The 25,548-nt window shown below is 39.8% G+C and carries 27 protein-coding genes; 11 read left to right on the top strand and 16 right to left on the bottom strand.

From position 1 onward, the window contains the following. A complete protein-coding gene (locus OCV27_RS08075; RefSeq protein ID WP_125320942.1) occupies positions 1-594 on the top strand; it encodes a hypothetical protein in 594 nt (197 codons plus the stop codon). 59 nt (positions 595-653) lie between these two features. Here the strand turns inward: OCV27_RS08075 and OCV27_RS08070 are convergent, their stop codons facing one another. Both OCV27_RS08070 and OCV27_RS08065 read right to left on the bottom strand, forming a co-directional pair. Continuing rightward, positions 654-1,727 (bottom strand): M23 family metallopeptidase, encoded by a 1,074-nt coding sequence (locus OCV27_RS08070; protein ID WP_125320941.1) that lies wholly within the window; start codon positions 1,725-1,727, stop codon positions 654-656. Between the two features lie 157 nt (positions 1,728-1,884). Continuing rightward, positions 1,885-3,774, bottom strand: coding sequence for a methyl-accepting chemotaxis protein (locus OCV27_RS08065; protein WP_125320940.1), 1,890 nt, complete (start codon positions 3,772-3,774; stop codon positions 1,885-1,887). A gap of 338 nt (positions 3,775-4,112) precedes the next feature. Between OCV27_RS08065 and cobB the strand changes: the two genes are divergently transcribed. Further along, positions 4,113-4,829 (top strand): Sir2 family NAD+-dependent deacetylase, encoded by a 717-nt coding sequence (cobB, locus tag OCV27_RS08060; RefSeq protein ID WP_125320939.1) that lies wholly within the window; start codon positions 4,113-4,115, stop codon positions 4,827-4,829. A gap of 95 nt (positions 4,830-4,924) precedes the next feature. Here the strand turns inward: cobB and OCV27_RS08055 are convergent, their stop codons facing one another. The 4 genes from OCV27_RS08055 to potA form a co-directional block, all read right to left on the bottom strand. Continuing rightward, entirely contained in the window at positions 4,925-5,962 is a 1,038-nt protein-coding gene (locus tag OCV27_RS08055; RefSeq protein ID WP_125320938.1) for an extracellular solute-binding protein, read from the bottom strand. Positions 5,963-6,272: 310 nt separating this feature from the next. Then, entirely contained in the window at positions 6,273-7,037 is a 765-nt protein-coding gene (gene potC / locus OCV27_RS08050) for a spermidine/putrescine ABC transporter permease PotC (RefSeq protein ID WP_125320937.1), read from the bottom strand. After that, complete coding sequence (potB, locus tag OCV27_RS08045; RefSeq protein ID WP_125320936.1) at positions 7,037-7,897, bottom strand: spermidine/putrescine ABC transporter permease PotB; 861 nt, start codon at positions 7,895-7,897, stop codon at positions 7,037-7,039. The genes potC and potB overlap by 1 nt, the downstream gene beginning before the upstream one ends. Next, positions 7,878-9,014: a spermidine/putrescine ABC transporter ATP-binding protein PotA gene (gene potA / locus OCV27_RS08040; protein WP_125320935.1), complete on the bottom strand. Its 1,137-nt coding sequence runs from the start codon at positions 9,012-9,014 to the stop codon at positions 7,878-7,880. The genes potB and potA overlap by 20 nt, the downstream gene beginning before the upstream one ends. 361 nt (positions 9,015-9,375) lie before the next feature. Here potA and OCV27_RS08035 point away from each other — a divergent pair, with 361 nt between their 5' ends. From OCV27_RS08035 to ttcA, 4 genes are all read left to right on the top strand, one after another. Further along, positions 9,376-10,179, top strand: a complete 804-nt coding sequence (locus OCV27_RS08035) for a hypothetical protein (RefSeq protein ID WP_125320934.1) — start codon at positions 9,376-9,378, stop codon at positions 10,177-10,179. After that, positions 10,148-11,008: a glucosaminidase domain-containing protein gene (locus OCV27_RS08030; RefSeq protein WP_420919463.1), complete on the top strand. Its 861-nt coding sequence runs from the start codon at positions 10,148-10,150 to the stop codon at positions 11,006-11,008. Before OCV27_RS08035 ends, OCV27_RS08030 begins: the two co-directional genes overlap by 32 nt. Before the next feature lie 19 nt (positions 11,009-11,027). Continuing rightward, a complete protein-coding gene (locus OCV27_RS08025; RefSeq protein ID WP_125320933.1) occupies positions 11,028-11,687 on the top strand; it encodes a DUF2987 domain-containing protein in 660 nt (219 codons plus the stop codon). A 146-nt stretch (positions 11,688-11,833) separates the two neighbouring features. After that, entirely contained in the window at positions 11,834-12,727 is an 894-nt protein-coding gene (gene ttcA / locus OCV27_RS08020) for a tRNA 2-thiocytidine(32) synthetase TtcA (RefSeq protein WP_125320932.1), read from the top strand. A 263-nt stretch (positions 12,728-12,990) separates the two neighbouring features. Here ttcA and uspE read toward each other — a convergent pair whose 3' ends face one another. From uspE to ccoN, 10 genes are all read right to left on the bottom strand, one after another. Beyond that, positions 12,991-13,938: a universal stress protein UspE gene (gene uspE, locus OCV27_RS08015; protein WP_125320931.1), complete on the bottom strand. Its 948-nt coding sequence runs from the start codon at positions 13,936-13,938 to the stop codon at positions 12,991-12,993. A 130-nt stretch (positions 13,939-14,068) separates the two neighbouring features. Further along, entirely contained in the window at positions 14,069-14,818 is a 750-nt protein-coding gene (locus tag OCV27_RS08010) for an FNR family transcription factor (protein ID WP_125320949.1), read from the bottom strand. Positions 14,819-14,908: 90 nt separating this feature from the next. Beyond that, entirely contained in the window at positions 14,909-15,580 is a 672-nt protein-coding gene (locus tag OCV27_RS08005) for a sulfite exporter TauE/SafE family protein (RefSeq protein WP_125320930.1), read from the bottom strand. Continuing rightward, complete coding sequence (gene ccoS / locus OCV27_RS08000) at positions 15,577-15,741, bottom strand: cbb3-type cytochrome oxidase assembly protein CcoS (protein WP_125320929.1); 165 nt, start codon at positions 15,739-15,741, stop codon at positions 15,577-15,579. Before ccoS ends, OCV27_RS08005 begins: the two co-directional genes overlap by 4 nt. A gap of 11 nt (positions 15,742-15,752) precedes the next feature. Continuing rightward, positions 15,753-18,143, bottom strand: coding sequence for a heavy metal translocating P-type ATPase (locus tag OCV27_RS07995; RefSeq protein ID WP_125320928.1), 2,391 nt, complete (start codon positions 18,141-18,143; stop codon positions 15,753-15,755). Next, positions 18,130-18,603, bottom strand: a complete 474-nt coding sequence (locus OCV27_RS07990) for a FixH family protein (protein WP_125320927.1) — start codon at positions 18,601-18,603, stop codon at positions 18,130-18,132. Before OCV27_RS07990 ends, OCV27_RS07995 begins: the two co-directional genes overlap by 14 nt. Before the next feature lie 81 nt (positions 18,604-18,684). Continuing rightward, complete coding sequence (gene ccoP, locus OCV27_RS07985) at positions 18,685-19,671, bottom strand: cytochrome-c oxidase, cbb3-type subunit III (protein WP_125320926.1); 987 nt, start codon at positions 19,669-19,671, stop codon at positions 18,685-18,687. Beyond that, positions 19,668-19,844, bottom strand: a complete 177-nt coding sequence (locus OCV27_RS07980) for a cbb3-type cytochrome oxidase subunit 3 (RefSeq protein ID WP_125320925.1) — start codon at positions 19,842-19,844, stop codon at positions 19,668-19,670. The genes ccoP and OCV27_RS07980 overlap by 4 nt, the downstream gene beginning before the upstream one ends. A 14-nt stretch (positions 19,845-19,858) precedes the next feature. After that, positions 19,859-20,479 (bottom strand): cytochrome-c oxidase, cbb3-type subunit II, encoded by a 621-nt coding sequence (ccoO, locus tag OCV27_RS07975; protein ID WP_125320924.1) that lies wholly within the window; start codon positions 20,477-20,479, stop codon positions 19,859-19,861. Between the two features lie 13 nt (positions 20,480-20,492). Then, a complete protein-coding gene (gene ccoN, locus OCV27_RS07970) occupies positions 20,493-21,926 on the bottom strand; it encodes a cytochrome-c oxidase, cbb3-type subunit I (RefSeq protein WP_125320923.1) in 1,434 nt (477 codons plus the stop codon). Positions 21,927-22,177: 251 nt separating this feature from the next. Here ccoN and OCV27_RS07965 point away from each other — a divergent pair, with 251 nt between their 5' ends. From OCV27_RS07965 to OCV27_RS07945, 5 genes are all read left to right on the top strand, one after another. Further along, complete coding sequence (locus OCV27_RS07965) at positions 22,178-22,540, top strand: hypothetical protein (protein WP_125320922.1); 363 nt, start codon at positions 22,178-22,180, stop codon at positions 22,538-22,540. A 136-nt stretch (positions 22,541-22,676) separates the two neighbouring features. After that, positions 22,677-23,327 (top strand): type III secretion system export apparatus subunit SctR, encoded by a 651-nt coding sequence (gene sctR, locus OCV27_RS07960; RefSeq protein ID WP_125320921.1) that lies wholly within the window; start codon positions 22,677-22,679, stop codon positions 23,325-23,327. Beyond that, positions 23,324-23,593 carry an EscS/YscS/HrcS family type III secretion system export apparatus protein gene (locus tag OCV27_RS07955; protein WP_125320920.1) on the top strand — a complete coding sequence of 90 codons (270 nt, stop codon included), beginning with the start codon at positions 23,324-23,326 and terminating at the stop codon, positions 23,591-23,593. Before sctR ends, OCV27_RS07955 begins: the two co-directional genes overlap by 4 nt. Next, entirely contained in the window at positions 23,594-24,376 is a 783-nt protein-coding gene (gene sctT / locus OCV27_RS07950) for a type III secretion system export apparatus subunit SctT (RefSeq protein WP_125320919.1), read from the top strand. A 2-nt stretch (positions 24,377-24,378) separates the two neighbouring features. Then, positions 24,379-25,431 carry an EscU/YscU/HrcU family type III secretion system export apparatus switch protein gene (locus OCV27_RS07945; protein ID WP_125320918.1) on the top strand — a complete coding sequence of 351 codons (1,053 nt, stop codon included), beginning with the start codon at positions 24,379-24,381 and terminating at the stop codon, positions 25,429-25,431. Positions 25,432-25,548: the final 117 nt, after the last annotated feature.

Below are 25,548 nucleotides of genomic sequence, written 5' to 3'. Positions count from 1 at the left end.
ATGATTAATAAAGCTAAGCAAATCAAAATTGATACGGAGTTCAGTGAGTTTGCAATCAATTATCAAGCAATATCAGGAAATATTATAACTGTCCAAGAGTTACGACGACGGACCTATGTTGGGGCTCTTTTTGACCAAGATGGAGAAATGTGCGCTGGATTTACAGTTAATTGCGAACAGCCCTTGGTTTATTTATCTGATTTGCCACAAGCCATGACCACGCACACACTATGCAAGTCGAAAAACGACATGGTAGAAGGTGGAAGTATATGGGTTAAAGACAATCTATCTGATTTTACTCGTGGTTACGTTTTTTTAGTTGCAAGTTGGAGAGCATATGCAATGAAAAAACGTTATTACATGGCCGGAGCTCGAAACTCTAAAATTGCGAAGCGTCAGAAATTTTTGTTTCCTAATGTATTGTTTGAAGGTAAAACAGAAAAATTTGACTATTTGTGTGTTCTTTACTGCCGAAGAGAATATATATTCGTTCAGATTGGTTTAATCTTATTGAGGTATTGGTGTGTTCAACCATTTAAAAAATGGATGAGTGGGGTAAAAGGTATCGCAATGAACTTTGCTTCCAAGTTTTAAATCGCAAACCAACGAAAGAGTCTCCTTATTATGTCAGGAGACTCTTTCGAGTGAGTATGCTATGGATTATCTATACGAGACCAAAAACATTGTTTATTGTTGACTCGGCTATCCGTCATCCATGTATAACGGCAATTGTTATCATAACTATATCGCCCAACATCAATACGATAAGGGCCAAGGGATAAATCTTGTAATGATTTGAAGCGTCCGTTAAATAGTACTGAAAAATGCAAATGAGGGCCTGTTGAGGAGCCACCTTGACAAAGAGCTACGTTCTTTTGGCTTGCATATCTGCCAATCCTTTGGTTTTTATTAACCCATTCACCATCTTGGATGTCTATTCCATCCATATGATAGTAATTTGTCGCCCAGCCGTCAGGGTGAGTGACTCTTACCTGACATCGTGAAAATACCGAAACATAACCATCGTGTGCTGCAGTTACACTGTAAGTTTGCCCACCCCAACGAGGCCAATCATAAGAAACGTCAACGGATGAGAGAGGAAAACCTGAACCTGTGTGTGAATGTGGTCCGTTAGGTATCCAATTATAACCAGCTCTCCAAGGCCATTGCATATTGGGTTGTGCTGATTCGGCTTTACTTTGATTAGAAATTGGCTCACCGAACCATTCAATGTAAAAGCTTTGCCATTGAGACAATGATGTATTGGAATCAAGTGACGATAAAATGGAATAAGCTACCGTTTGGTTAATAGATAAATTTTGGTCTACGGCGTAATAAAAAAGCTGAGAAAGGAGATTTGCAAGATATTTTATGTCACGTTTGAAGTCTATAACAGTGGAATCAGTGGCTTCAGATTCTGGAGACCAACCAGATGTTGTGGCTAATGTAGTTAATATGATTCTTGGGTCTACTCCCATAGAGCCGCTCCAATGCAACAAGTCTTCTTCCAGTACTATCCAGTCAGAATAGTCTGAGAAATACGTTTGCATAGAAAAAGGGTGTTGAATTGGGCGATAGACAAAATTGTCTTCAGAAATGAAGGGGGCTTCAGCGTATGACTCTATGATGCTTTGATCGATTTTTACTATATCAATGGGCGGCATAAGTGATTGGGCAAAGCTATGTGTATTCCATAATAAAAATACTATTTGAAGTAGTGCTTTCATTGTTTTCTCCAAGCAACTGTGTTCGGCAAGTCCATATAACTATTTTCCGAGCGACAGCAAGCTTCGGTTTAATAACTGCCTTTAGTTTCTACTACCTCATGCATGACTTGCGCATCTCTACCGCTTTGTTTACGGCGGCTAACTAAGTCATCAGACTCTAGTACTTAAATTGTGCAACGATTTTTTCTAGTTTCTGACTGACATTAGATACTTGCTCACTGCAATATACTGAACTTGATACAATTTGGTGCGTGTTGCCGGCAAGGTGAGCTATTTCTGTAATATTTCGGTCGATTTCTGCTGAAACCATAGACTGTTGTTCTGATGCAGCTGCAATTTGCGTATTCATATCTGACATTTCATTAATACGGCTCACCATGGCTTCAATAGCGCTTACTACATCTCTTGTCGTATCTTTTGTGTGTTGAGCCAATTTTATGCTGGACGTCATTTTCGATACTGTATCTTGAATACCTGATGTTAACTCCTGAATGGTTGTCTCAATTTGATGAGTGGAGTTATTTGTCATTAAAGATAGCTGTCGAACTTCGTCTGCTACCACAGAAAAACCTCGCCCATACTCGCCAGCTCGTGCCGCTTCAATCGCTGCATTTAGCGCAAGAAGATTTGTTTGTTCGGCAATGTTTTGAATGGCTGTGATAACTTGGTTTATTTCTTTACTTTGCTCAGCTAAATCTATGGTAAGGGCTTGCGAGTCTGAAATATTTGAAGACAAGGACTGTATAGATTCGCTTGTAGAGTGTGTGACATTTAATGCGCTGCTAGCTTCGATTTTCATCTTTTCTGCATTACTTGCGGCACATTCTATATTGGAGGTAATTTCATTACTGGTCATGACCAGCTCATTTACAGCAGTTGCAACCGATTCAGATTGAATTTTTTGTTGTTCTGCATTGTTCATACTTTTTCGCGCACTGTCTTTTGAACTTTCGGAGCTTTCGCTGAGTACTGACATCACCTTTGCAACTTCTTGAATGTTGCAGTGTAATTTGGAAATAAATTGGTCAAAAGAGTTGGCTAGTTGAGCTAGTTCATCACTACCTTTTGCATTCATTCGCACAGTGAGATCACCATCTCCACTAGCAATTTCTTTCATCAGACTATTTATAGCTGATATACGACCTAGAATACTCCTACCTATAAAAAACAAAAGTATTGATAGTAATATGACAATAGCACTACCAAAGGTTAAAAGCTGGCTACGAATTTGATCTGACTTTATATTTATTGCGTGGCTGATTTCAGTTTGTAACGTTTTAATATCATTCTCGGCGTTTTGAACATTGTTTCTCAGATCTGCTCTTAATCCTTCAGTTGATGAATGGCCTAAGGTTACAGATGCATTGAGCAAATTTCCCACATCATTTCGATACTGATCAAGCACAGTTTTTAATGAACTTGGTACATGCTCACTTGACGAAAATTTAGAGACGGCTGAGAGTAAAGCGTTACTTGTATCTGAGGTCGAATTAGCTAGGTAACGATAATCCGTTTCCATAAGTTCTAAAAGCTCAACTTCTAGCTTAAAACTATCAAAGTTGGATACCTCATTTTTTAACACTTTTCTTGAAACTTCTAATTGACGCTTATAGTTGTTTGGATTTTGTTGCCCTTCAATGATATTTACTTTCTCAACGAGTAGGTGAAATTGTTCTTGGTACCTATTTAAAGTGTTAATGATATTTGTTGTTTGTTCTTCTAGGTGAAGGTTGTGAGATTTCAATAATATATTGAGCTTTAGTAACCTTTGAGAGAGCTCTTCAAATACTTGGTCGAATCGTTGTGGGTACTTCAAGTCTTTTCTCGCCAAGAAATCCTTTTCGTGGCGTCGTAACATTAATAAGTCTACTGATCCTTGGAGGTTTTCTGTTGCAGCATGTTCGAGAGACTCAAAATTAGAAAAGCTGGCATGTTCAAAAAATGCATACAAGCTGACGCATACTAATAAGGTAAGGTTGATCAAAACCAACTTAGCGTGTATTGACAAAGTAAAAGAGGATTGCTGTCGATTATATGATTCTTTCATCTGGATCTCTCCAAGGGCAATAGCATCATAATGCTTTTATGCAACTAGTTTGTTATGTGAATACAGACATAAAACATATAGCACTAAATAAGTATTTTGCAAGTTATAGATGAAAATACTCTAATCACATGGAGGTCGTATCTAGAGTGAAAGAATGAGATTGACTGCCAAGGTAGTCTTTATAAAGGCATTCAATAAAAATCTACTCATAAGGTATTTTTGCATTAGTTCACATAAAAGCATAATAAATTAATAACTTAGACCATGGTCTAATCAGGTTGTATTATGAAATTAGAGTGGCGATGTTAATCTAGGATAGAAAAATAAAGGAATGCTGGATGAATTTTCCCTATAGAAATATTGTTGTACTAACAGGAGCTGGCATATCAGCAGAATCAGGAATTCAAACTTTTAGGGCTCAAGATGGTTTGTGGGAGGACCACTGTATCGAAGATGTTGCTACTCCAGAGGGATTTGAGCGTGCTCCCGAATTGGTTCAGAATTTTTATAACCAACGGCGGAAAAAACTTCAAGAAACCTGGGTTAAGCCTAATTCTGCGCACCTTGCTTTAGCACGCTTAGAAAAAGAATTGAAAGGCAAGGTGATGATTGTTACTCAAAATATAGATAATTTGCATGAGCTCGGTGGAAGCAAGGATGTAATTCATATGCACGGTGAGCTTTTGAAAGCAAGATGCAGTGAGTCTAATCAGACCATCGAAGAACATGGCAATATCCATACAGGAGATTTATGTCACTGTTGTCAGTTCCCTGCTCAGATGCGTCCCCATATTGTTTGGTTTGGTGAGATGCCATTAAGAATGGGCGAGATATACGAGTCGCTAGAGAAAGCAGATTTATTTATATCAATAGGTACTTCAGGGTTAGTTTATCCTGCGGCGGGATTCGTTCATGATGCGAAGTTAAGTGGAGCACATACTGTGGAAATAAACCTTGAACCGAGCGCAGTTGAAAGTGAGTTTGTTGAAAAGCGCTATGGTAAGGCGAGTATTGAGGTGCCTAAGTTGGTTGATGAGTTGCTTAAGGACGATTAACTTGATAAAAATAGCTCTATTAGTTTAAGGGACCAAAAAAGCGGCTAGAAGTTAGCCGCTTTTTTGGTATTAAGTGAAGCTGATTAAATGATGTATTAATTGCCTACTTTTAACTTTTGGAAGTATTCGTCATAAATAACACTTGCTTCACCGACGCCATCAGTCCACGTTCCACTTTCCATAACTGCTTGCGGGGGGAAGATGCTTGGGTCATTAGCAAACTTTTTCGGCAATAATTTATGAGCTGCTGCCACTGGCGTTGGGTAGCCAATTTTAAGCGCAATTTTGGCTGCATTTTCTGGTCGAATAAGGAAGTCTATCATCTTGTGCGCAGCTTCAATGTTTTTTGCACCGGATGGAATGGATAGGCTATCCATCCACAATACAGCCCCTTTTTCTGGCCAGATAATATCGATAGGAGCGCCTTCTTGGCGCGCCATGTATGCTGAGCCATTCCAAAGCATACCTAGCGATACTTCACCTGCTAAATATGGGTTAGCGGGGAAGTCTGAATTAAACACTAGCACATTCGGCATTAGTTTTTGCAGCTCTTGATAAGCTGCTTTTATTTCTTCTGGGTTGGTGGTATTGGGTGAGTAACCCAGCTTAGTAAGAGCAATATGGAAGACTTCTCTTGAGTCATCCATAAGCATTAGTTGGCCTTCCCATTTGCTGTCCCATAAATCATCCCATTTTGTGATAGATGATTTATCTAGCATTTCGGAATTGACTCCAATACCTGTCGCACCCCAGATATAAGGGATAGAATAACTGTTGTTAGGGTCGAAAGGTTTGTTTAAAAAGTTGTTATCGAGGCCATCATAATTGGGTATCTTTTTATGGTCGATTTGTTGTAGCATCCCTTCCTTGCGCATTTTAGATACAAAATAGGTAGAAGGAACTACCAAGTCATAGCCAGAAGCTTGTGTTTTAAGCTTGGCATACATACTCTCGTTTGACTCGTAAGTAGAATATATGACTTTGATGCCAGTTTCCTTGGTAAAGTCTTTAAGTACTTCATTAGGTATGTATTCAGACCAATTGTAAAAATAAAGTTCTTGGTCCGTAGCCATTACTGGAGATGCGATTAAAGACGCGGCGCATAAAACGCTAGTAAAAAGTTTATTTTTCATTGTTATAGGTGTTGCCTTTGAGTAATTAGCCAATGTGGCTTTATTGAACATTAAGCCTTCTTAAAGAGTCGATTGAATTCAATCGACTCTACTCGGCATTATATCAGTCAAACTGTTGAATAGGCATAAAATGATTCCAAATTATGAGAATTGACAGTGACTTTTTATGCATCAAAGTGATATTCATGGTATGGCTTTGTCAATATTGATATTCTAAGCTTTTTCGCTGAATGGAAACATTCAAATGTTCACACTTAATGACCATGTGGATACTAGAATTTAGCATTTACGCATAATATTATTCGTATGACTATTTCTGTCTAACTAATAATTGGGAGATCACGACTAAAATAAGTGACATTATCAGCATGATTGTAGCTAAGGCATTTACTTCTGGTGAAATACCAACTTTAACCATGGAATATATTTTTAGAGGCAAAATTTCATAAGTTGGACCAGTGACGAAGGAACTTATGATTACGTCGTCCAAAGAGAGAGTGAAACTGAGAAGCCAACCACCAGCTACTGCAGGCTTAGCTAAAGCCAGAATAATCTGTTTGAGTATTACCCATTCATTTGCTCCAAGATCTTTAGCAGCCTCAAGTATTTTGACATCAAAGCCATTCAATCGACTGTAAACGGTTACCACGACAAAAGGCAGGCAAAATGTTATGTGTGCTACCAACAGGGTAAAGAAGCCGAGTTGAGCCCCCAAAAATAAAAATAACGCCAATAATGATATTGCCATTACAATATCGGGGGACATCATGACAACAAACAATAACCCATTGACCAACGTTTTTCCTTTGAACGAATAGCGAAATAATGCAACTGCAGTCAAACTTCCAATAACGGTTGCGGCGGTAGCTGAAAATATGGCGACATTGAGTGAATGCCAAGCAGCTTGAACTAAGCTGTCATTGTGGATAAGCGCCTGGTACCATTGGGTTGTAAAACCACCCCATTTCATACCATATTTACTGGCATTAAAGGAGTTGACTATCAAGACAATAATCGGCAAATACAAGAAGGCGTAAACAAGACAGACAAAGCCGAATCTAATACTTTTTCTCATTAGTCTAGGTCCACTTTTTTATTTAATAGTTTACCGGCTCGGTAGTAGGCATAAAGCATTATTGCCATTGCTATAGTCAGTGAAATACTAGTTGCTGAACCAAACGGCCAGTCTCTAGCGTTGAGAACTTGGCTTTTGATTACATTGCCAATTAAAAGGTTTTTGGCACCACCAAGTAAGTCAGAAATATAGAACATACCTAAGGCTGGGAGGAGCACGAGCAAGCACCCCCCAATAATACCGGGCATAGTAAGAGGTAGTATGACCTTAGTAAAAATATAAAATTTATTCGCGCCAAGATCTCTTGCGGCCTCTATAAAGGTTGTATCCAATTTTTCAATTGCTGAATAAAGCGGAAGAATCATAAAAGGCAGCAGTATGTACACAAGGCCAATCATGACTGCGGTCTCTGTGTACATTAGACGGATAGGTTTATCTATGATGTCTAGAGTCAGCAACATTTTATTCAAAATCCCATGCGTGCCAAGTACTATCTTTAGTCCATAAGTGCGAATTAGAGAATTTGTCCAGAAAGGAACAATCACTAAAAACAACATAATAGGGCGTACTCTAGCAGGCATTTTGGCCATGATATAGGCAAATGGATAGCCGATAACTAGACACAATAAAGTTGCGGTGATTGCCATATAAAATGAATGCCAAACCACTTTAGCATAGAGAGGATCGATCAGGCGTGTATAATTGCCAAGGGTAAATGTCAGCTCAATAAGGTTTGTTTCATCCCTAGTAAGAAAGCTGGTACCTATGATCATTATGTTGGGAATTAGCACGAATAGCGCAAGCCATCCAACTACAAGAAAGATAATCGAATTTTGAAGGTTAAACTTCTTGCCTATCATCCAGGACGACCTCCCAATTCTCAACCCAAGTGACGGCAACTTTTTGTCCAAGCGAATGATCGACATCAGGATCGTCCTCATTAAAGAACTCGCTAACCATAACACGCATACCAGACGCAAGTTGTACGATCGAATCTAAAGTCATACCTTTGTATGTGCGCTCTGTAATATGGCCTACAATCCCTTTTTGTTCTGATTCACATATTTCTTCAAGCCTAAGATCTTCAGGGCGCAGAAGAACTTTGAGTTTATCTCCTTTATGTGCTGTTGGATTATCATGATAAACAATGGATTCAACACCTTCTATTGTGGCGAGAATACGCTTTTGATCTAAACGCTCAATCATAGTTGCTTCAAACACATTAATTTCACCAATAAACCTAGCAACAAAAAGATTTTTTGGTTCTTCATAGATCTCTTTTGGTGAGCCGTCTTGTTCGATAACACCATCACGTAGCACTAGTATACGATCCGACATTGATAGTGCTTCTTCTTGATCGTGTGTAACAAAGATGAATGTGATACCTAACTGGCGTTGAAGTTGTTTCAATTCAACTTGCATTTGCTTGCGTAGCTTATAGTCTAACGCCGATAGTGATTCATCTAGTAGAAGAACTTTAGGTTTATTGACGACAGCCCGAGCAATTGCGATACGCTGCTGTTGGCCACCTGAAAGTTGATGAGGCTTACGTTGTGCTAGGTTTTCTAAACGGACCATTTTTAATGCTTCGATGACTCTGAAATTGATGTCAGAGGAGGGCACTTTTTGCATGCGAAGGCCAAATCCAACATTATCGTAAACTGTCATATGAGGGAATAATGCATAACTTTGGAAAACAGTATTGACGTGCCTTTGCTCTGCAGGTATTCGGGTAACATCCTGTTTGTCTAAAATAATTGTTCCTTCATCTGCATCTTCAAACCCTGCAATCATTCTCAGAACAGTTGTTTTTCCACAACCGGATGGGCCTAATATTGTAAGGAATTCGCCATGATTAACATCAAGGTCTAGATTTTTGATGATTTGTTTACCATCGAAGCTTTTACTTACCCCGCGTAAGTGAATGACGGGTTGTGCTTCAAGCTGTTTATTGTTCAACGTCTGTTTTCCTCCCAATGGTCAACAGAAATTAGCCAGTAGTTACAAAGATAGAGGCGCGCATAATAATAAGCCACGGTATGAATTCAAAGTGTTTTCTCACATTCATGCGTTAAAATTTTGTAGGTATTAGTCAATATCTCTGACCATACTGTTGTAATGAAACATTAATCGTTAACTAATAGAACATGATTAAAACATGAGTTTTTGATATGCTTTGTGATTGATTATCAATCACTTGGTGGATAAATCAAGCAGATAAGCAAAATTGGGCTTTGGGCAAAGTGAGGTTTAGGTATAATGTTGGGATGTAGTAACGTAACTATATTTTTTAGCAAATTTGCTTAGTCAAACGTTAACCTAAGCACCGGAATTACAAATGAACGATGATATAGAAAAAGAATTTAATTTAGGTGGTAGTGTTGAGCAAGCACTTTCAGGAAACTATGAACTAAAAGTGAGTGCTGTTTTCAAGGAGGCTTGGGGACATACAATGCAACATTTTATTTCTTTTTCACCCAGCATAGTGTTGTTGATAATAGCTCAAGTATTGATTTTTTATGTGGCATTCAAGCTACAGATTGGCGATTTGTCCGTTATTGCTAATGCATTATCTAACCCTGAAGGTTTAGACCCACGAATTGTGCAGGCAGTTTTTGTCGCTAACTTTAGTTATGAAGTTATCAGTGCACCAGTTGTAGCTGGCGTGAGTTTAATGGCGATGAGTCATGCCGCTGGTTTACCGACTCACCCCCGTCACATAGGTAAAGGTCTGCAATTTACAGTACCTGTCATTATAGTCACAATAATTAGTTTACTAATGCAGCTCATTGCAGGGATGATTTTGCCTTTTATATCAATGTATTTGTCACTAGCATTTAGTAATGCCGTTCTACTCATATGTGAGAAGAAAATCTCGCCGTTGCAGTCCTTGTTACTATCTTTACGTGCGGTAAATAAGAAGTTTTTTGTCTTAGCCGGAATATACGCATTAATTGTGTTAATGTTTTTTTTGGGAGCCATGTTTTATGGGCTAGGTTTAATTTTAGTTATCCCTTTTTACTTTCATGTTAAAGGTATAATTTATCGAGAAATGTTTGGTATTAGGTTAAAGGTAGTGGCAAAAGATAAGCCAAACGATGAGGATGATAATGGCAACAATTCACAAATGTTCAATGCGTAAAAGCGAAGTCCTCGCAATCGCTGCAGCTAGTTTAATTGCTGGCTGTAGCCTTTATGATTATCAAAATCGTAAACAACCAACCGATAAGCAGCCGAAGCAGGTTTATCAGCCTGCATCTTCACCTTCACAATCATTTAGTGGTTATTCTATTGGTGAGGCTCCAGACTTTTCTGCTATTAACAATGTAACCACAAAAAAAAGAGCTTTTTTTAACTATTTACGACCTGGAATCGCGTTTGAAAATCAACGTGTTTTGAAAGAGCGCAGACGGCTTGACACTATCAGTGATGACTTTCTTGCGGGAGAAATTTCACTACAAGACCAAGAATATGCGGTCACTCTTTCAAATCGGTATAGAGTAAAACTGACATCATCAGGTATCAATCAACAATGGCTTGATCAAATGTTTCATCGTGTAGATGTTATCCCTGAAGCTTTAGTGCTGGTGCAAGGGGCGAATGAATCTGCATGGGGAACCTCCCGATTTGCAACCCAAGCGAATAATTATTTTGGGCAATGGTGCTACAGCAACGGTTGCGGTGTGATTCCTTTACAAAGAGGAGAGGGGATGACACACGAAGTTGCAAAATTTTCCTCGGTTCAACAGTCAATTGAAGGCTATTTTATGAATGTGAATCGTAATAAAGCGTATGAAGAATTACGTGAAATACGTTACCAGCGTCATTTACGGGGTGAAAGCTTAACTGATACAACTGCGGCCATCGCTCTAACACAAGGCTTACTCAAATATTCCGAAAGGGGCGAGGCATATGTCAAGGACTTACAAACAATGATCAGGCACAATAAGTCTTTCTGGAAAAACCACTAAAAATAAGTTATCCACTGAAATGAATAAACTATCTTTCGCCTTCTTTATAGGAGTTGCTCTATCGGTTTTGTCCTTATCAATAAAGGCTCAAGAGTACATGTTTACCTATTCGAAGCTGTTCAGCCACATGAAACAAAATGTTAAGGAAGGCCACGAGGACGTTAAAGTCGGCTTTTTTTTTCTTAATGCAGATACAAAAAAAAATTGTATTATTCAGAAAGCTTGGATGGAAAAAGAAAAGCATTATGAAGAGCTAAAGTCCACACATTATCATGAATTGTTAGTCCCTTTAGATGATAACCTTAAATCAGCAAATCCGTTAGTCTTTGTCAGGACACCACAAAACGAGCGATGTGATTTCTCTATGGTTGTTATGACCAAACAGCCACTTAGCGGAAAAGTCTCCTATGCTGAGATTGAAAAACTCATGCCTCAAATGCAAACCATACTCGAAGACTTAGGTGGCATGTTTGCTAGCTGGTTTACGCCAGATGTCGAAGGTGTCACCTTGGAATTTGCCAATGAGCTAGATGGCCAAGTTCATTTTTCGAATGGTCAAGCTAAGCCTATTATAGGTGGAAAAGTACAAGTTTCACTATCGGATATAGGTAAAGGGGGAACAATGACGCTTCCTCAAAAAACTAGTAGAGTCTTACCATACTTACCCAAAGCGAATTAATTTTGTCGCTGGTTCCTATTAGACGATGCGTCTGCTCCAGCAAGAATTAGATAAGCATTTCATACCGACAGAAAAGTGCGTATAATATTGCCCCCTAGCAACAGCATAGACATTTTATAGTTACGATAGCTATTTGTGAGTAGGTAATGAGTCAAGTAGATACAAGAAAAGAGAAGCTAGAATATAACAAACTTCAAAAACGTCTTAGACGTAATGTTGGTAATGCGATTATAGATTACAACATGGTAGAAGACGGTGACGTTGTAATGGCATGCATTAGTGGTGGAAAGGATTCTTTCGCAATGCTTGATATTCTTTTACAGTTGCAAAAATCAGCGCCTATCAAGTTTGAGGTCATTGCTGTAAACCTTGACCAAAAGCAACCTGGCTTTCCTGAGCATATTTTACCTGAATATTTTGAAACTCTAGACATCCCTTATTATATAGTTGACAAAGATACTTATTCAGTAGTGAAAGAAAAAATACCAGATGGCAAAACCACGTGTGGTCTCTGCTCTCGTTTACGTCGGGGTACTTTGTATTCATTTGCCGAGAAAATAGGTGCGACTAAAATAGCGCTTGGGCACCATATGGATGATATTGTTGAAACTCTTTTTCTCAACATGTTCCATGGTGCAAGGTTAAAAGCCATGCCTCCCAAATTGCGATCTGATGATGGGCGAAATGTCGTCATTCGCCCACTTACGTATTGCCGTGAAAATGATCTCATCGCGTATGCAGAACATAAAAGCTTTCCAATTATTCCTTGTAATTTATGTGGCTCTCAAGAAAAGCTAGAGCGCAAATCAGTTAAAGCTATGCTCATTGATTGGGATAAAAAAACTCCCGGAAGAGTAGAAAAGGTGTTTAAGTCTATTCAGAATGTGAGCCCAAGTCAGCTCGCTGATAGAGCTTTATTCGATTTTGTTAATCTTCCTTTGTCCCGTGAGGGAGACCGAAAAGAGTATGAGTTTACTGAAGCCAGTGTCTCCTCTACTAACATAGACGAATCGATGTTTATTGATATTACCAATATTTAGAATTTTTTATAGTCCACTTAGTCTAATATACTCTATGTGTAATTTTGTTTAGAGTATTGAATTGATTCTTAAGTTATAACAACAACGCCCTCAGCAATTGAGGGCGTTGTTGTTTATTATAGGGTCAATTTGTGAAGTTAAAATTATTATTTTGGGCAACGTGTTTGTGCTTACTCTTTCCTAGGCCGAAGAAAGGGTAAATTTTCCTGTCGTCATCATTACTTGTTTGTTAAAGGCCACTTTGGTGGCCTTTAACAATAGTGTTAGACAGCTGTTTTAGGGTCAAGTGGACTTATGTAACCTTTAGGCTTTAGTGCCAGTACATCACAGTTAATTTTATCTATAACGTGCTCAGCGGTATTACCAATAAATACTGCAGATAATCCTGTTCGACCTGTTGTTCCTACAATCACCATAGCAGCGTTTAATTTCTCAGCAGACTCGGGAATTACATCCTCAGGTAGCCCTTGTTCAACAATGGTTTGCTGTTCATCATATCCGTGTTTCTGACGTAAGGCTTTCATTGCTGTTAGATGATGCCCTCGTACTGCATCGGTATAGGTGTTTGGATCGAACTCTGGCAATTCAATAGTAATATTTGCTGGTGTTATAGGGTATGCATTAACCAGATAAGGTTTAGCTCCTAATCGTTCACTTAGGCTATTTAACTGTTCCACCATGTTGTCGTTTAAACCAAGATGAGTGTCATTCTCTGACCCAACATGAACAGATGCCAATATACTAGCGTTATCTGGCCAATTGGAGTTTTTTACCAGTAAGACAGGAGAAGGGCATTTACGCAATAAGTGCCAATCCGTAGGGGTAAATATTACGGATTCTAGAACGTCATGCTTGCGAGTCCCCTTGATCACGATATCGTGACTACCAGCAAATGTTTCAGCGATAATTGCTTCATATGGACGGTTGTGCCACACCACTTTTACTTCGAAGTCTATGCTTTGATCAAGGTAAGATTTGGCAACTTTGTGCATCCATTGCTCACGTTGTCCTATAACGCCTCTACGCATAGCATCACGTTCATCAACCGATAGCATCGAGGTCATGTCGTAAGAAAAATCATAAATAGACAAAAAGAAACACACTTTACTACGAGAACGACTTTGAGCCGCAAGTTGCATAGCGCGAGCTAAGGCTGGCTGTTCATCTTTATTAATGTCGGCAACGACAAGTATTTTGTTGTAGATACTCATAGTAACTCCTTAAGTGTAGGGAGAGTTATATGACTAATGTAGCTCAGCTAGATGAAGATTTTTAGCAAAATAAGAGGATAGTGCTCAAAAGTATGACGTAGCTCAGTTTTGAACTACGTCATTGAACTTATTAGGAATCTGATGAAACTCCAGCAAGTTCCATTAGAGTATTATGATCTAAGATAGTGATATATTTACCTTTTACACTTAACATTTCCGACTTTTGGAAACGACCAAGTAATCGAGAAATTGTTTCAACGGTAAGACCAAGGTAGTTACCGATATCACCTCTTGTCATGGTAAGACGAAATTCTCTTGGGCTAAAGCCGCGTTGGGAAAAGCGTGTCGATAGATTGTATAAGAAGGCGGCCAAGCGTTCTTCAGCATTTTTTTTAGAGAGTAGTAATATCATATCTTGATCACCTTTGATTTCGCTACTCATCAAACGCATAATTTGTTGTCGAAGTTTAGGCATTTTTCCCGATAGGTCATCAAGAGTTTCGTATGGAATTTCGCACACCATAGAGGTTTCCAAAGCTTGAGCAAAACTTGGGTGGGAGTCTTCCGTAATTGCATCAAATCCTACCAGATCGCCTGCTAAATGGAATGCGGTGATCTGCTCGTCACCTTGCTCAGTTATTGTGAAGCTCTTGATTGTCCCTGAGCGGATAGCATATAGAGACTTTAGAGCATCTCCAGCTTTAAACAGCTCTTGTCCTTTTTGGATTGGACGTTTTCGTTCAATTATTTGGTCCAGCTGATCGAGTTCGGTTTCATTTAGTGTGAAAGGGATACACAATTGACTGATACTGCAGTCTTGGCAGTGAATTGCACACCCACCAGATTGGATACGTTTTGTCGCAGGCTTTTCAGGAATCATAACAAACTTCACAAGTTGACATACCTCAAGATTTTAGCACTCATTGGTCTAAAAAGGTAGTATAAAAAGCCTAGCTAAAACAAGGTTATATCAAGTTAATGATAATAGTGTTACTGATTCGACGGCCGTATAGATCCCGTAGAATAAGATCAATATAGCGCCTATCTGGCGAAAAACGTTTGACTGTTTAAGTTTGTTTAAGTGAGTCGTCCCAAACCCGATGAATAACATAGCTGGAAGGGTCCCGATTCCAAATGATGCCATGATAAGAGCTCCATTTAACGCACTTCCAGAGACTGCAGCCCAAGTTAATGTAGAATACACTAGGCCACATGGAAGCCAGCCCCATATGAACCCAAACGGAAGTGCGTAAAGAGGCGCTTTAAGTGGTAGAAGTGAATGGCCAGCAGGGGCGATTAACTTCCATAGCTTTTGGCCGACAGTTTCAACATAGACTAAGCCATGCCACCAGCGGCCGATATAAAAAGCGAGTAATATCATGAAGAAAGCTGCGAAGATCCTCAACCAAATTAATGCGTTATTTACCAAGCTAAATTCGGCTACAGTCGCAATTGTGCCGCCGACTATAGCTCCGGTTATTGAGTAACTTAATATTCTTCCTAGGTTGTAAAAAACAGGTATCCATTTAGAGTGATAAGATGTATTTGAGCTCAGTAGAGATGCAATACCACCGCACATTCCCATACAATGACCAGCTCCTATTACACCAATCAAAAATGCGCCAAGCCAATCTGGTGTCATTTGGGATTATTCTCATTTTTGTCATCGTCTTCGAACAAAATATTATGGCCTTGTCGTTCTAAATCCTCAAACTGATCGCTCTTTACTGCCCAGATAAAAATTGCTATTGCAATACAGACTAGAACAATGGCAATTGGTATTAAAATATAAAGGCTTTCCATGCTTACGACCCTTATTCTTTCAGTAAACGAAGAGAATTAGATACTACAATAATCGAGCTTGCAGACATACCAATAACTGCAAAGTAGGGGGCAACAAGGCCAGTAACGGCTAGAGGAAGAATTAAGGCGTTGTAGCCGAGAGACCAAGCAAGGTTTTCACGAATAATATTACGTGTTTGTATCGCTAGTTCCCTAGCTGCTAATACTCTATCTAACTGATCGCCTAAAAGGACCATATCAGAAGAAGCCTTGGCGGTATCCGTCCCACCCCCCATGGCAACGGAAACGTGGGCACCCGCAAGAGTTGGCGCGTCATTAATACCATCACCGACCATCATTGTAATACTGCTATGATTAAGACCCTTTAGGTAGGCAAGTTTATCTTCTGGTTTTGCGCCTGCTATTACTTGTTCAATTCCAATTTCTTGTGCAACCGCATTGGCGTTTAGAGCAGAATCACCAGTGAGTAATGAGACAGATATACCGGCTTGTTTAAAGCGATTAATGAAAGCTTTTGATTCTGTTCGAATGGGGTCTTGATAGGAAAAAGTAGCGACATGTTCATCGTCGATAGATAAGTATATTTGGTTAGGCTTCGAACTAATATCTTTTCCCAGAACAAAGGCAGCACTGCCTATTTTAACGCTAGTATTAAGATAACTGCCAATCAGCCCCGAGCCTATAATGTTCTCCACATTTAATACCTGAATTTCAGGGTTGCTGTAGACATCAAATGCTCTTGCAAGAGGGTGATTTGCATATGACTCAAGTGATGAAGCAATGGCTGTAACCTCACTTTCACAATAGTGAGAAAATACTTTTATATTACCAATAGCAATATTGCCATGGGTTAAGGTACCTGTTTTATCTACGATGAGGTGGTTGATTTTACATAGGGTTTCGAATACATGCCCTTTACGAAGAAGGATACCCAGATTACCAAGTCGAGTTGTGGCACATGTTAGGGCGGTTGGTGTTGCGAGTGAAAGAGCGCATGGACAAGTTGCAACTAAAACCGATAGCATAATCCAAAATGCATCATCTGGCTTGGTTTGGTGCCAATAAAGCCAAGTTCCGCTAGCTATTATAAGGATAACTGCGACAAAATAGCGCGCAACAACGTCTGCAAGCTGTGCTATCTTAGGCTTGGAAAGCTGGGTCTCATCCTGAAGCTTTATAATTTTAGAAATCATCGAGTCTGCTTTTTTTGATCTTACTTCAAGTTCGAATGATTCTTCACCATTTAATGTTCCAGCGTAAACATAGTCATCAATGTTTTTCACCACTGGAATAGATTCTCCCGTCAGCATTGACTCATCAATATGAATTCTGCCTTGAATTATCACTCCATCCGATGGGACATGCTCTCCTGGCAGAACACGAATACGATCACCAACCTTAAGTGTTTTTACTGGAACTTGCTGACCGTCTTGTTTGGTCGCCATTGCTGGGATTAACTTGAGTAAGTTACCACTTGCAGCGGCAGCTTTACGCCTAGCTCGTATTTCAAGGAATCTACCAAGTAGAAGAAAAAAGGCAAACATGGAGATTGATTCGAAAAATACTTCTCCTGTTTCTGTCACGGTGGCAACTAAGCTGGCGATATAGGCAAATATCATCGCAAGTGACACAGGAACGTCCATACCTAGTGTCTTACTCCTTATGCTACGCCAAGCGTTAATATAAAAGGGCAGAGCTGAATAGAGCATTACCGGAGTGGCAAAAATTAAACTAACCCAGCGAAAGTAGTTTTTAAATTCAGGTTCTAGATCACCAAAGACTTCAAGATAAAGAGCTACAGCCAACATCATTACTTGCATAGTCGCAAGTCCAGCAATACCAAGCCGATTGAGATATTGTTTCATTTGTTTGTGATAAGCGGCTTCTTGTTTATCTGCTTCAAAGGGGGCGGCTTTATATCCAAGCTTGTGTATAACAGCGAGTAGCTTACTTAATTGAGTTTGAGTTTTATCCCAAACAAGAATAGCTCGATTAGTTGTGGTGTTAACTCGGATAGAGATAACTCCCTTCTGCCGAGCGGTTCTTTTTTCTATTAGCCATGCACAAGCCGCGCAGGAAACTCCTTCAAGTGACAGTGTCACTTCTGCAAAATTATCTTTATTCCGCACAAACTCTGATTGTACATCGTCATTATCGTAATGAGTTAATGCTTGAAGCTGCTCAGGTACTAAGTTGGCTTTTTCTGCAGTGGTGGTTCGATATTGATAGTAAGATACTAAGCCACTATCGATGATTGTCTGCGCCACACTCTCGCACCCTGGGCAACACATGGCCCTTTCTTTACCTAGAATTTCGACTTTAAATTCTATGTCGTTCGGTACTTCTTCTCCGCAGTGATAACATGATTTAGGCTTAAGTAAGCTATTTTTAGAGTTCAACATTGGCCTCGGTAGGGAAGGTCACACGGCCTTGAATAAGCCATTGTTGATCATGTGGCGTTAATTCAATAAACCAAGGGCCTTGAAGCTTGCTATCAAGCTTTAATTTATATTGTCCATTGGCATCTGAAGTTAACAGTTTAGTAAAATCTCTATCGGGCAATGTTCTATGAGCGAATAAAGCTGTGATTGCTGGAAAATGTTTTAACCGGCCTTTATCAAAGGTGATAATGATATCGCTACTAAACGAAGCTATGGTAGCGGATAATCCAAGGTCGTTGGCAATGTTTATTTTAGAGATATCGATGTTTATACCTTTGCCTTTTTTATAGTAATCCTCTGTTACAAGAGAAACCGAATTATTTGAAAAAATGATAACAGTAATAATGGTCCAAATTACGACAGTAAGCGGTAGTGCGATTAAGAACCAGGGCCAAAACTGCTTATACCAAGGTTTTACCATAAGAAATTCTCATATATTTAAAAAAACTAGGCTCAATCAATCGGAAAGGCAGCCCCTCAAAAAGGGGCTGTTATTGGATATTTACTCTTTTTCTGAATCTGAATTACTCAAGCTCCAAACATAGGATGCAACAAGCTGGATTTTATCTTCTCCCAGAATGTCTTTCCAAGCTGGCATAACACCGGAACGGCCATTCATTAGTGTTTCAGTGACGTCAGAACGAGAACCACCATATAACCAATTTTGGTCAGTTAGGTCAGGAGCTCCTACTGCAGGGTTCCCTTTACCATCGGTACCATGGCATGCTGCACATACAACAAAACGTGCTTTACCTGCTTCTGCTTCTCGAGCGTTCACTGAGCGACCTGACAGACTAAGCGTATAGCTAACTACCTCTTTTACTCCTTGCTCACCAAGGGCATCTTTCCAAGAAGGCATTTGACCAACACGACCATACATGAGTGTGGTCACTATAGCTTCAGGTTCACCTCCATAGAGCCAAGCATCATCTGTCAGGTTAGGGAAGCCTTTCTGACCTCTAGCGTCAGAGCCATGGCACTGAGAACAATTCTGCAAAAATAAGCGTTGGCCTACTTTGACAGCTTCACTGTCTGTAGCAATCTCTGGGATAGAACGCAATTCAGTTCCCCCATCAACATATGCTAGGCGCTTAAATGCTTTGCCAAAATAGGCATCAGCGTCATCCAATTCTTTTGCATACTGAACCAAGCGTTTATTTTTCTGAGCTTCTGTAATGGACGCTTTGGATTGCTCCAAAGTAGTAACCATTTGGTCAGAGCTTTCCCAGCCGAGTAAGCCTTTGAAGCTACCCATTCCAGGATAGAGAGCGAAATATACTGCAGCGAATACGAAAGTACCGATAAACAGATATGTCCACCACTTAGGTAGCGGGTTATTTAATTCACGGATACCATCGTACTCGTGCCCCATGTCTGCACCTTCTTCGATGCCTGTCTTATCTTTAAGACACCAAGACAGTATTGCGGCACAGCCTACTAATGTGCCGACTGTAATAATGATTATCCAAAGACTCCAAAATGTCGTCATTGCTTAGTCACTCCCTGTTCTTTTGAGGGTGCTTGCTCTTCATCAGCAAAAACAAGGTTTGCAGCTTCATCGAAGCGGGCTTTTCGACTTTTACCAAACGCCCACCACACTACACCTATAAAGCACACAAACAGCACTATGGTCCAAATACCATGAATAGTACCTATATCCATAACTTCCCCCTTTATTACTTCATTGCGTGGCCAAGAGACTGAAGGTAAGCAATGATGGCATCCATCTCTGTTTTACCTTCTACATCTTTAGACGCATTTGCAATTTGTTCGTCTGTGTAAGGAACACCAAACTGATCTCGGAAGATTGTTAGTTTCTTTTGTGTGTACTTACCGTCGAGAACGTTGTCAGCTAACCATGGAAACCCGGGCATATTTGATTCAGGGACCAATTCACGGGGATCAAGCAGATGAACTCTGTGCCACTCATCAGAGTAACGGCCACCCACACGCGCTAAATCTGGACCTGTACGCTTAGAGCCCCATAGGAAAGGGTGTTCCCAAACGCTTTCTCCAGCGATGGAATAGTGTCCATAGCGTTCGGTCTCAGAGCGAAATGGTCGAATCATCTGGCTATGACATACGTTACAACCTTCACGAATGTATATATCTCGACCTTCGAGTTGTAATGCCGTATATGGGCGCAAGTTCTCAACAGGTTCAGTAGTTTGTTTTTGAAAAATAAGCGGTGTGATCTCCACAAGAGCACCTAAGCTGATTGCAATCACTATAAGAATAGCGAGTAAGCCGACATTGCGTTCAACGATTTCGTGGCGATTGCTAGAATTAGAACTCATTCTTTTCATCTCCTTATGCCGGTTGAGGAACAGCTTTAAGGCTGTCTTTAGGGGCAGTCACAGTTTTGTACGTATTGTATGCCATCAGAAGCATCCCGGTCAGGAAAATAGCGCCTCCAAGGAAACGAACAAAATAGAATGGATAAGATGCCTGCACAGACTCAACAAAACTGTAAGTCAACGTTCCGTCTGAGTTTACTGCTCGCCACATCAAACCTTGCATAACACCTGAAATCCACATGGCAACTATATAGAGGACGGTACCAATTGTCGCTAACCAGAAATGTACATTAACCATGCTTACAGAATACATCCGTTCCTGATCAAACAGCTTTGGAACTAGGTGGTAGACAGAGCCAATAGTCACCATAGCAACCCAACCTAGAGCTCCGGAGTGTACGTGTCCTATCGTCCAGTCAGTGTAATGCGATAGAGCGTTTACAGTTTTGATAGACATCATAGGGCCTTCGAACGTTGACATACCGTAGAAGGACAGAGAAACAATTAGGAACCTAAGAATTGGATCATAACGAAGCTTATGCCAAGCCCCTGAAAGCGTCATGATACCATTTATCATACCACCCCAAGAAGGAGCAAACAGTACTAAAGACATTACCATACCAACAGACTGCGTCCAATCTGGAAGTGCCGTATAGTGTAAGTGGTGTGGCCCAGCCCATATGTATAAGGATATAAGTGCCCAAAAGTGAACGATAGAAAGACGGTAAGAATAAACAGGGCGCTCAGCTTGCTTAGGAACAAAGTAATACATCATGCCAAGGAAACCAGCAGTCAACAGGAAGCCTACGGCGTTGTGCCCATACCACCACTGTACCATGGCATCAACAGCACCAGAATAAATTGAATAAGATTTACCCATGGAGACAGGAATGACCATACTGTTAACAATATGAAGAACAGCGACTGTTATGATGAAGGCTCCAAAGAACCAGTTAGCAACATAGATGTGAGATGTCTTACGTTTAACGAGTGTTCCAAAGAACACCACAGCGTAAGAAACCCATACAAGTGTTATTGCTATGTCGATAGGCCATTCAAGTTCAGCATACTCTTTACCTGAAGTCATTCCTAAAGGCAAAGTTATCGCTGCGGATAAAATTATTGCTTGCCAACCCCAAAAGGTGAAGGCGACAAGAGGGCCACCGAATAAACGAGTTTGACACGTGCGCTGCACAACATAGTAAGATGCTGCGAACAATGCACTTGTACCAAACGCAAAAATAACCGCATTAGTATGCAGGGGACGTAAACGACTGTACGTCAGCCACGGCGTATCAAAGTTTAGCTGTGGCCAAACTAATTGAGCGGCAATCAAAACACCAACGCCCATACCGACAATACCCCACAAAATAGTTACGAGGGTAAATTGACGTACGACCGTATAGTTGTAGTTTTGTTCAAGCTGCTTTTCTTGGCTCATTTGCATGCTTCCAATTTTCTAATTAACTACACTTTACTTCCAACACGACTCATGTCGTAATGCCACCAAAATTATCTAGAAAGTTATGGCTAAACAAATGGTTAAACTTTCTTATAAATTTTTTAAAAAGTGGCATTTTCAGCCGGCAACTATACTGCATTTAATATACCAATGACAGTATAGTAACCTTACTCTTGGTCTGGTATTGACCTTTTATTTAAAAACTTTGAAGTTAGTTACACGGAGAACATTACCGCATGGCAGCCGAAAAACTTACCCCTACTCGTTTTGCTCAAATTATCATTATGTTAACTCTTTTAATTGTAGCGTTTACATGGCGTACATTGACCTATATTGAGCCAGATAAACTCGAGTGCAACTTAACCCCAAAGTGTACGGTTAATGTTAATGATAGTTCTCTAATCGCGTATTTAGAAGGTTCAATATTAATCGTTAATAAACCAGCGGGTAACTGGACGATGACAAGCACGGATCCATCTTTAATAGTGAAGGTCGATGATAACAGCTGGAAGGTCGAACATTTTTCTCTACAAGAGATTGATTTTTATTTCAAAAGTTCCAAACATGATGAACCAATTAAAGTTTCGTTTCGTCATTAGATAGTGGATAAAAACTCTATATTATTGAAATATGTTTTGTGGGTGTTTTTCTTTTTATTAATCTCAGGTCCTCACCTGATATTATCAAAGTGCCATATGTAGCAAACTCTCTCTGTAAGTGTAAAGGGAGGTGTATATGGCCTTATTGGATAACCCGATTCAACTCATCGTTGTTTTATTCTGTCTGTCTTTACTGCCTTTGTTTGCGGTAATGGGGACATCATTTTTAAAACTATCAATCGTTCTTTCGATGCTACGAAATGCTCTAGGGATTCAACAGATCCCACCTAACATGGCGATATATGGTCTGTCTTTAATTTTAACCATGTTTATCATGGCGCCTGTTGGCCTTGCGATTCGAGATAACCTATTAGCGCATCCTATTGATTGGGCTTCGCCTGATCTATTTACATTGGTTTCAGATCAGATTATTGCACCATATCATCAGTTTTTGAGCCATAACACCAGTGATACACAAATTCAGTTTTTCTCTGAAGTAGGGCATAAAATATGGCCAGAACAATACCAAAGCGAACTGTCGAAAGATTCACTCTTTGTTATGCTTCCTGCGTTCACTATGAGTCAGTTGATAGAAGCATTTAAAATTGGTTTTTTGCTTTATTTGCCTTTTGTTGCAATCGATTTAATCGTATCCAATATCTTGCTAGCAATGGGGATGATGATGGTGTCACCAATGACTATTGCGCTACCATTCAAGCTTTTAATTTTCATACTGATGGGAGGCTGGGATAAATTAATTGGTCAGCTTATGGGGTCTTTCTCATGAATGAAGCTGTCATCGTACACTTTACATCTGAGTTACTGTGGATAGTCCTTATATTGTCTATGCCAGTGGTATTAGTTGCATCTGTCGTAGGTATTTTAGTTAGCTTATTTCAAGCGTTGACTCAGATTCAAGACCAGTCATTACAGTTTCTTATTAAATTAGTTGCTGTTTGTATAACACTTGCCGTTAGTTACCATTGGATGGGTAGTACATTACTTAACTATGCAGGTTTGGCGTTTGACCAAATTGGCTATGTGGGAGGGTAAATGTCTGCCCTAGTAGAATACGTTCCTATTCTCGCTCTATGCATGATGCGTCCTCTAGGCATGATGTTGATGCTGCCGCTTTTTAAAGGCGGAGCCATGGGGAGTGGGTTAATTCGTAATTCCCTAGTGCTTATGTTTGCTCTCCCTATAATCCCTATGATGCAAGCACATCCGGTAGATTTCTCTTCTAAGCCACTGATAGAGTTAATTTTGATATACGGCGAGGAACTGTTGATCGGTATTATTGTAGGTTTTTGTGCCGCGATACCTTTTTGGGCGATTGATATGGCGGGATTTGTGATCGATACGATGCGTGGTGCTTCGATGTCGACAGTTTTAAACCCGTTAATGGGACTCCAGTCATCCGTTTTTGGGATGTTGTTTACTCAGATTCTAGGAGTACTTTTCTTAGTATCTGGAGGGTTCAATTCGCTATTAACGGCTTTGTATCAGTCTTATTCGTCACTACCGCCAGAGTCTGCTTTGTCCTTTGATAAGGAACTGCTAGTTTTTATTAGCCAACAATGGCAAATGATGTCCGACATGTGCCTAAGTTTTGCACTGCCATCGATGGTCGTTATGATCATGGTGGATGTAGCTCTTGGCTTAGTCAATCGATCAGTTGAACAACTCAACGTATTTTTCTTATCTATGCCGATTAAGAGTGTATTGGTTGTATTTCTTTTATTGGTGACTATGCATTTCGCTTTGTCTCATTATTTGGAGCAGATTAATCAATTTGAAGGGAAAATTTCTACTTTATTTCAATTGATGAAGGGCTAAATATGGCTGAGAAAACGGAAAAACCTACGCAGAAACGCTTAAGAGATGCGCGTAAAAAAGGACAGGTGGTTAAAAGTCCAGAAATTGTGACTGGTTTTCAAATGGCTGTCATTCTTGGCTACTTCATTGTTGAGGGGCAAGGGATGATGGAGGCAATCTGGAAAATGATCGATATTGCGATTAACTCGATAAACCTTCCAATCAAAGTCGCAGCGGAAACAGTTTTAGCAGCCTTCGTGTTTATTATGATACGCTTTATGGCTGGGCTAATCTTTATTCTTGTTATTACCATAGTTTTTAGTTGTATGGTGCAAACAGGGCCAGTTTGGGCTTCAGAAAGCCTGAATCCTAGCTTCAATAAAATCAATATAGTCAACAATGCAAAGAATATTTTTTCAATGAAAAGTGTGTTTTCGTTGTTAAAAAATATATTGAAGATTTTGGTTTTGAGTTTGGTCTTCTATTACCTGTTACATCAGCATGTTAATATGTTTCAATATTTACCGACTTGTGGAGCAGAGTGTGGTGTTGAAGTGACTTTCACTTTAGTGAAATGGCTGTGGGGCGCTTTTTTAATCTGCTATTTAATATTCTCTGTTGCTGATTATGCGTTTGTTCACTTCCAGACTATGAAAGAACTTAAAATGTCAAAGGATGATACTAAGCAAGAGTATAAGGAAACAGAAGGTAATCCAGAAGTAAAACAGAAACGTCGCGAGTTGCAAAGAGAAACAGCTAACGGCTCTCTTGCGTCGAATGTTAAAAAGTCAACCGTAATTGTTCGAAATCCGACTCATATTGCAGTGTGCTTGTACTATCAACCTGATGAAACTCCATTGCCAGTAGTGTTGGATAAAGCACAAGATCATATGGCGCTACATGTTGTCGAAATGGCAGAAAAACATACAATTCCTTTGGTTGAAAATATTCCTTTGGCTAGAGCTTTATTTAAGGATGTTGAATCTGGCCAGGCGATCCCTGAATCTTTATTCGAGCCTGTGGCAGAACTGCTTCGAGTAATCATGAGCGTATCTTACGATGGGAGTGATGACTAAAGTTTGTTTAATCCTACCTATCATTTATTAATGAGAGTCCATGCTGTTTGTAAAGTAAGTAGTGTTGTCTACACACAACCCAAATAGTCTAATCTCACCCACCCATACCTGTATTTA

The sequence above is a fragment of the Vibrio pectenicida genome (genome assembly GCA_024347015.1).
Classification (GTDB): Bacteria; Pseudomonadota; Gammaproteobacteria; order Enterobacterales; family Vibrionaceae; genus Vibrio; species Vibrio pectenicida.
Note: the sequence above shows the minus strand (reverse complement) of the source record. Positions and strands in the feature narration are given on the sequence as shown.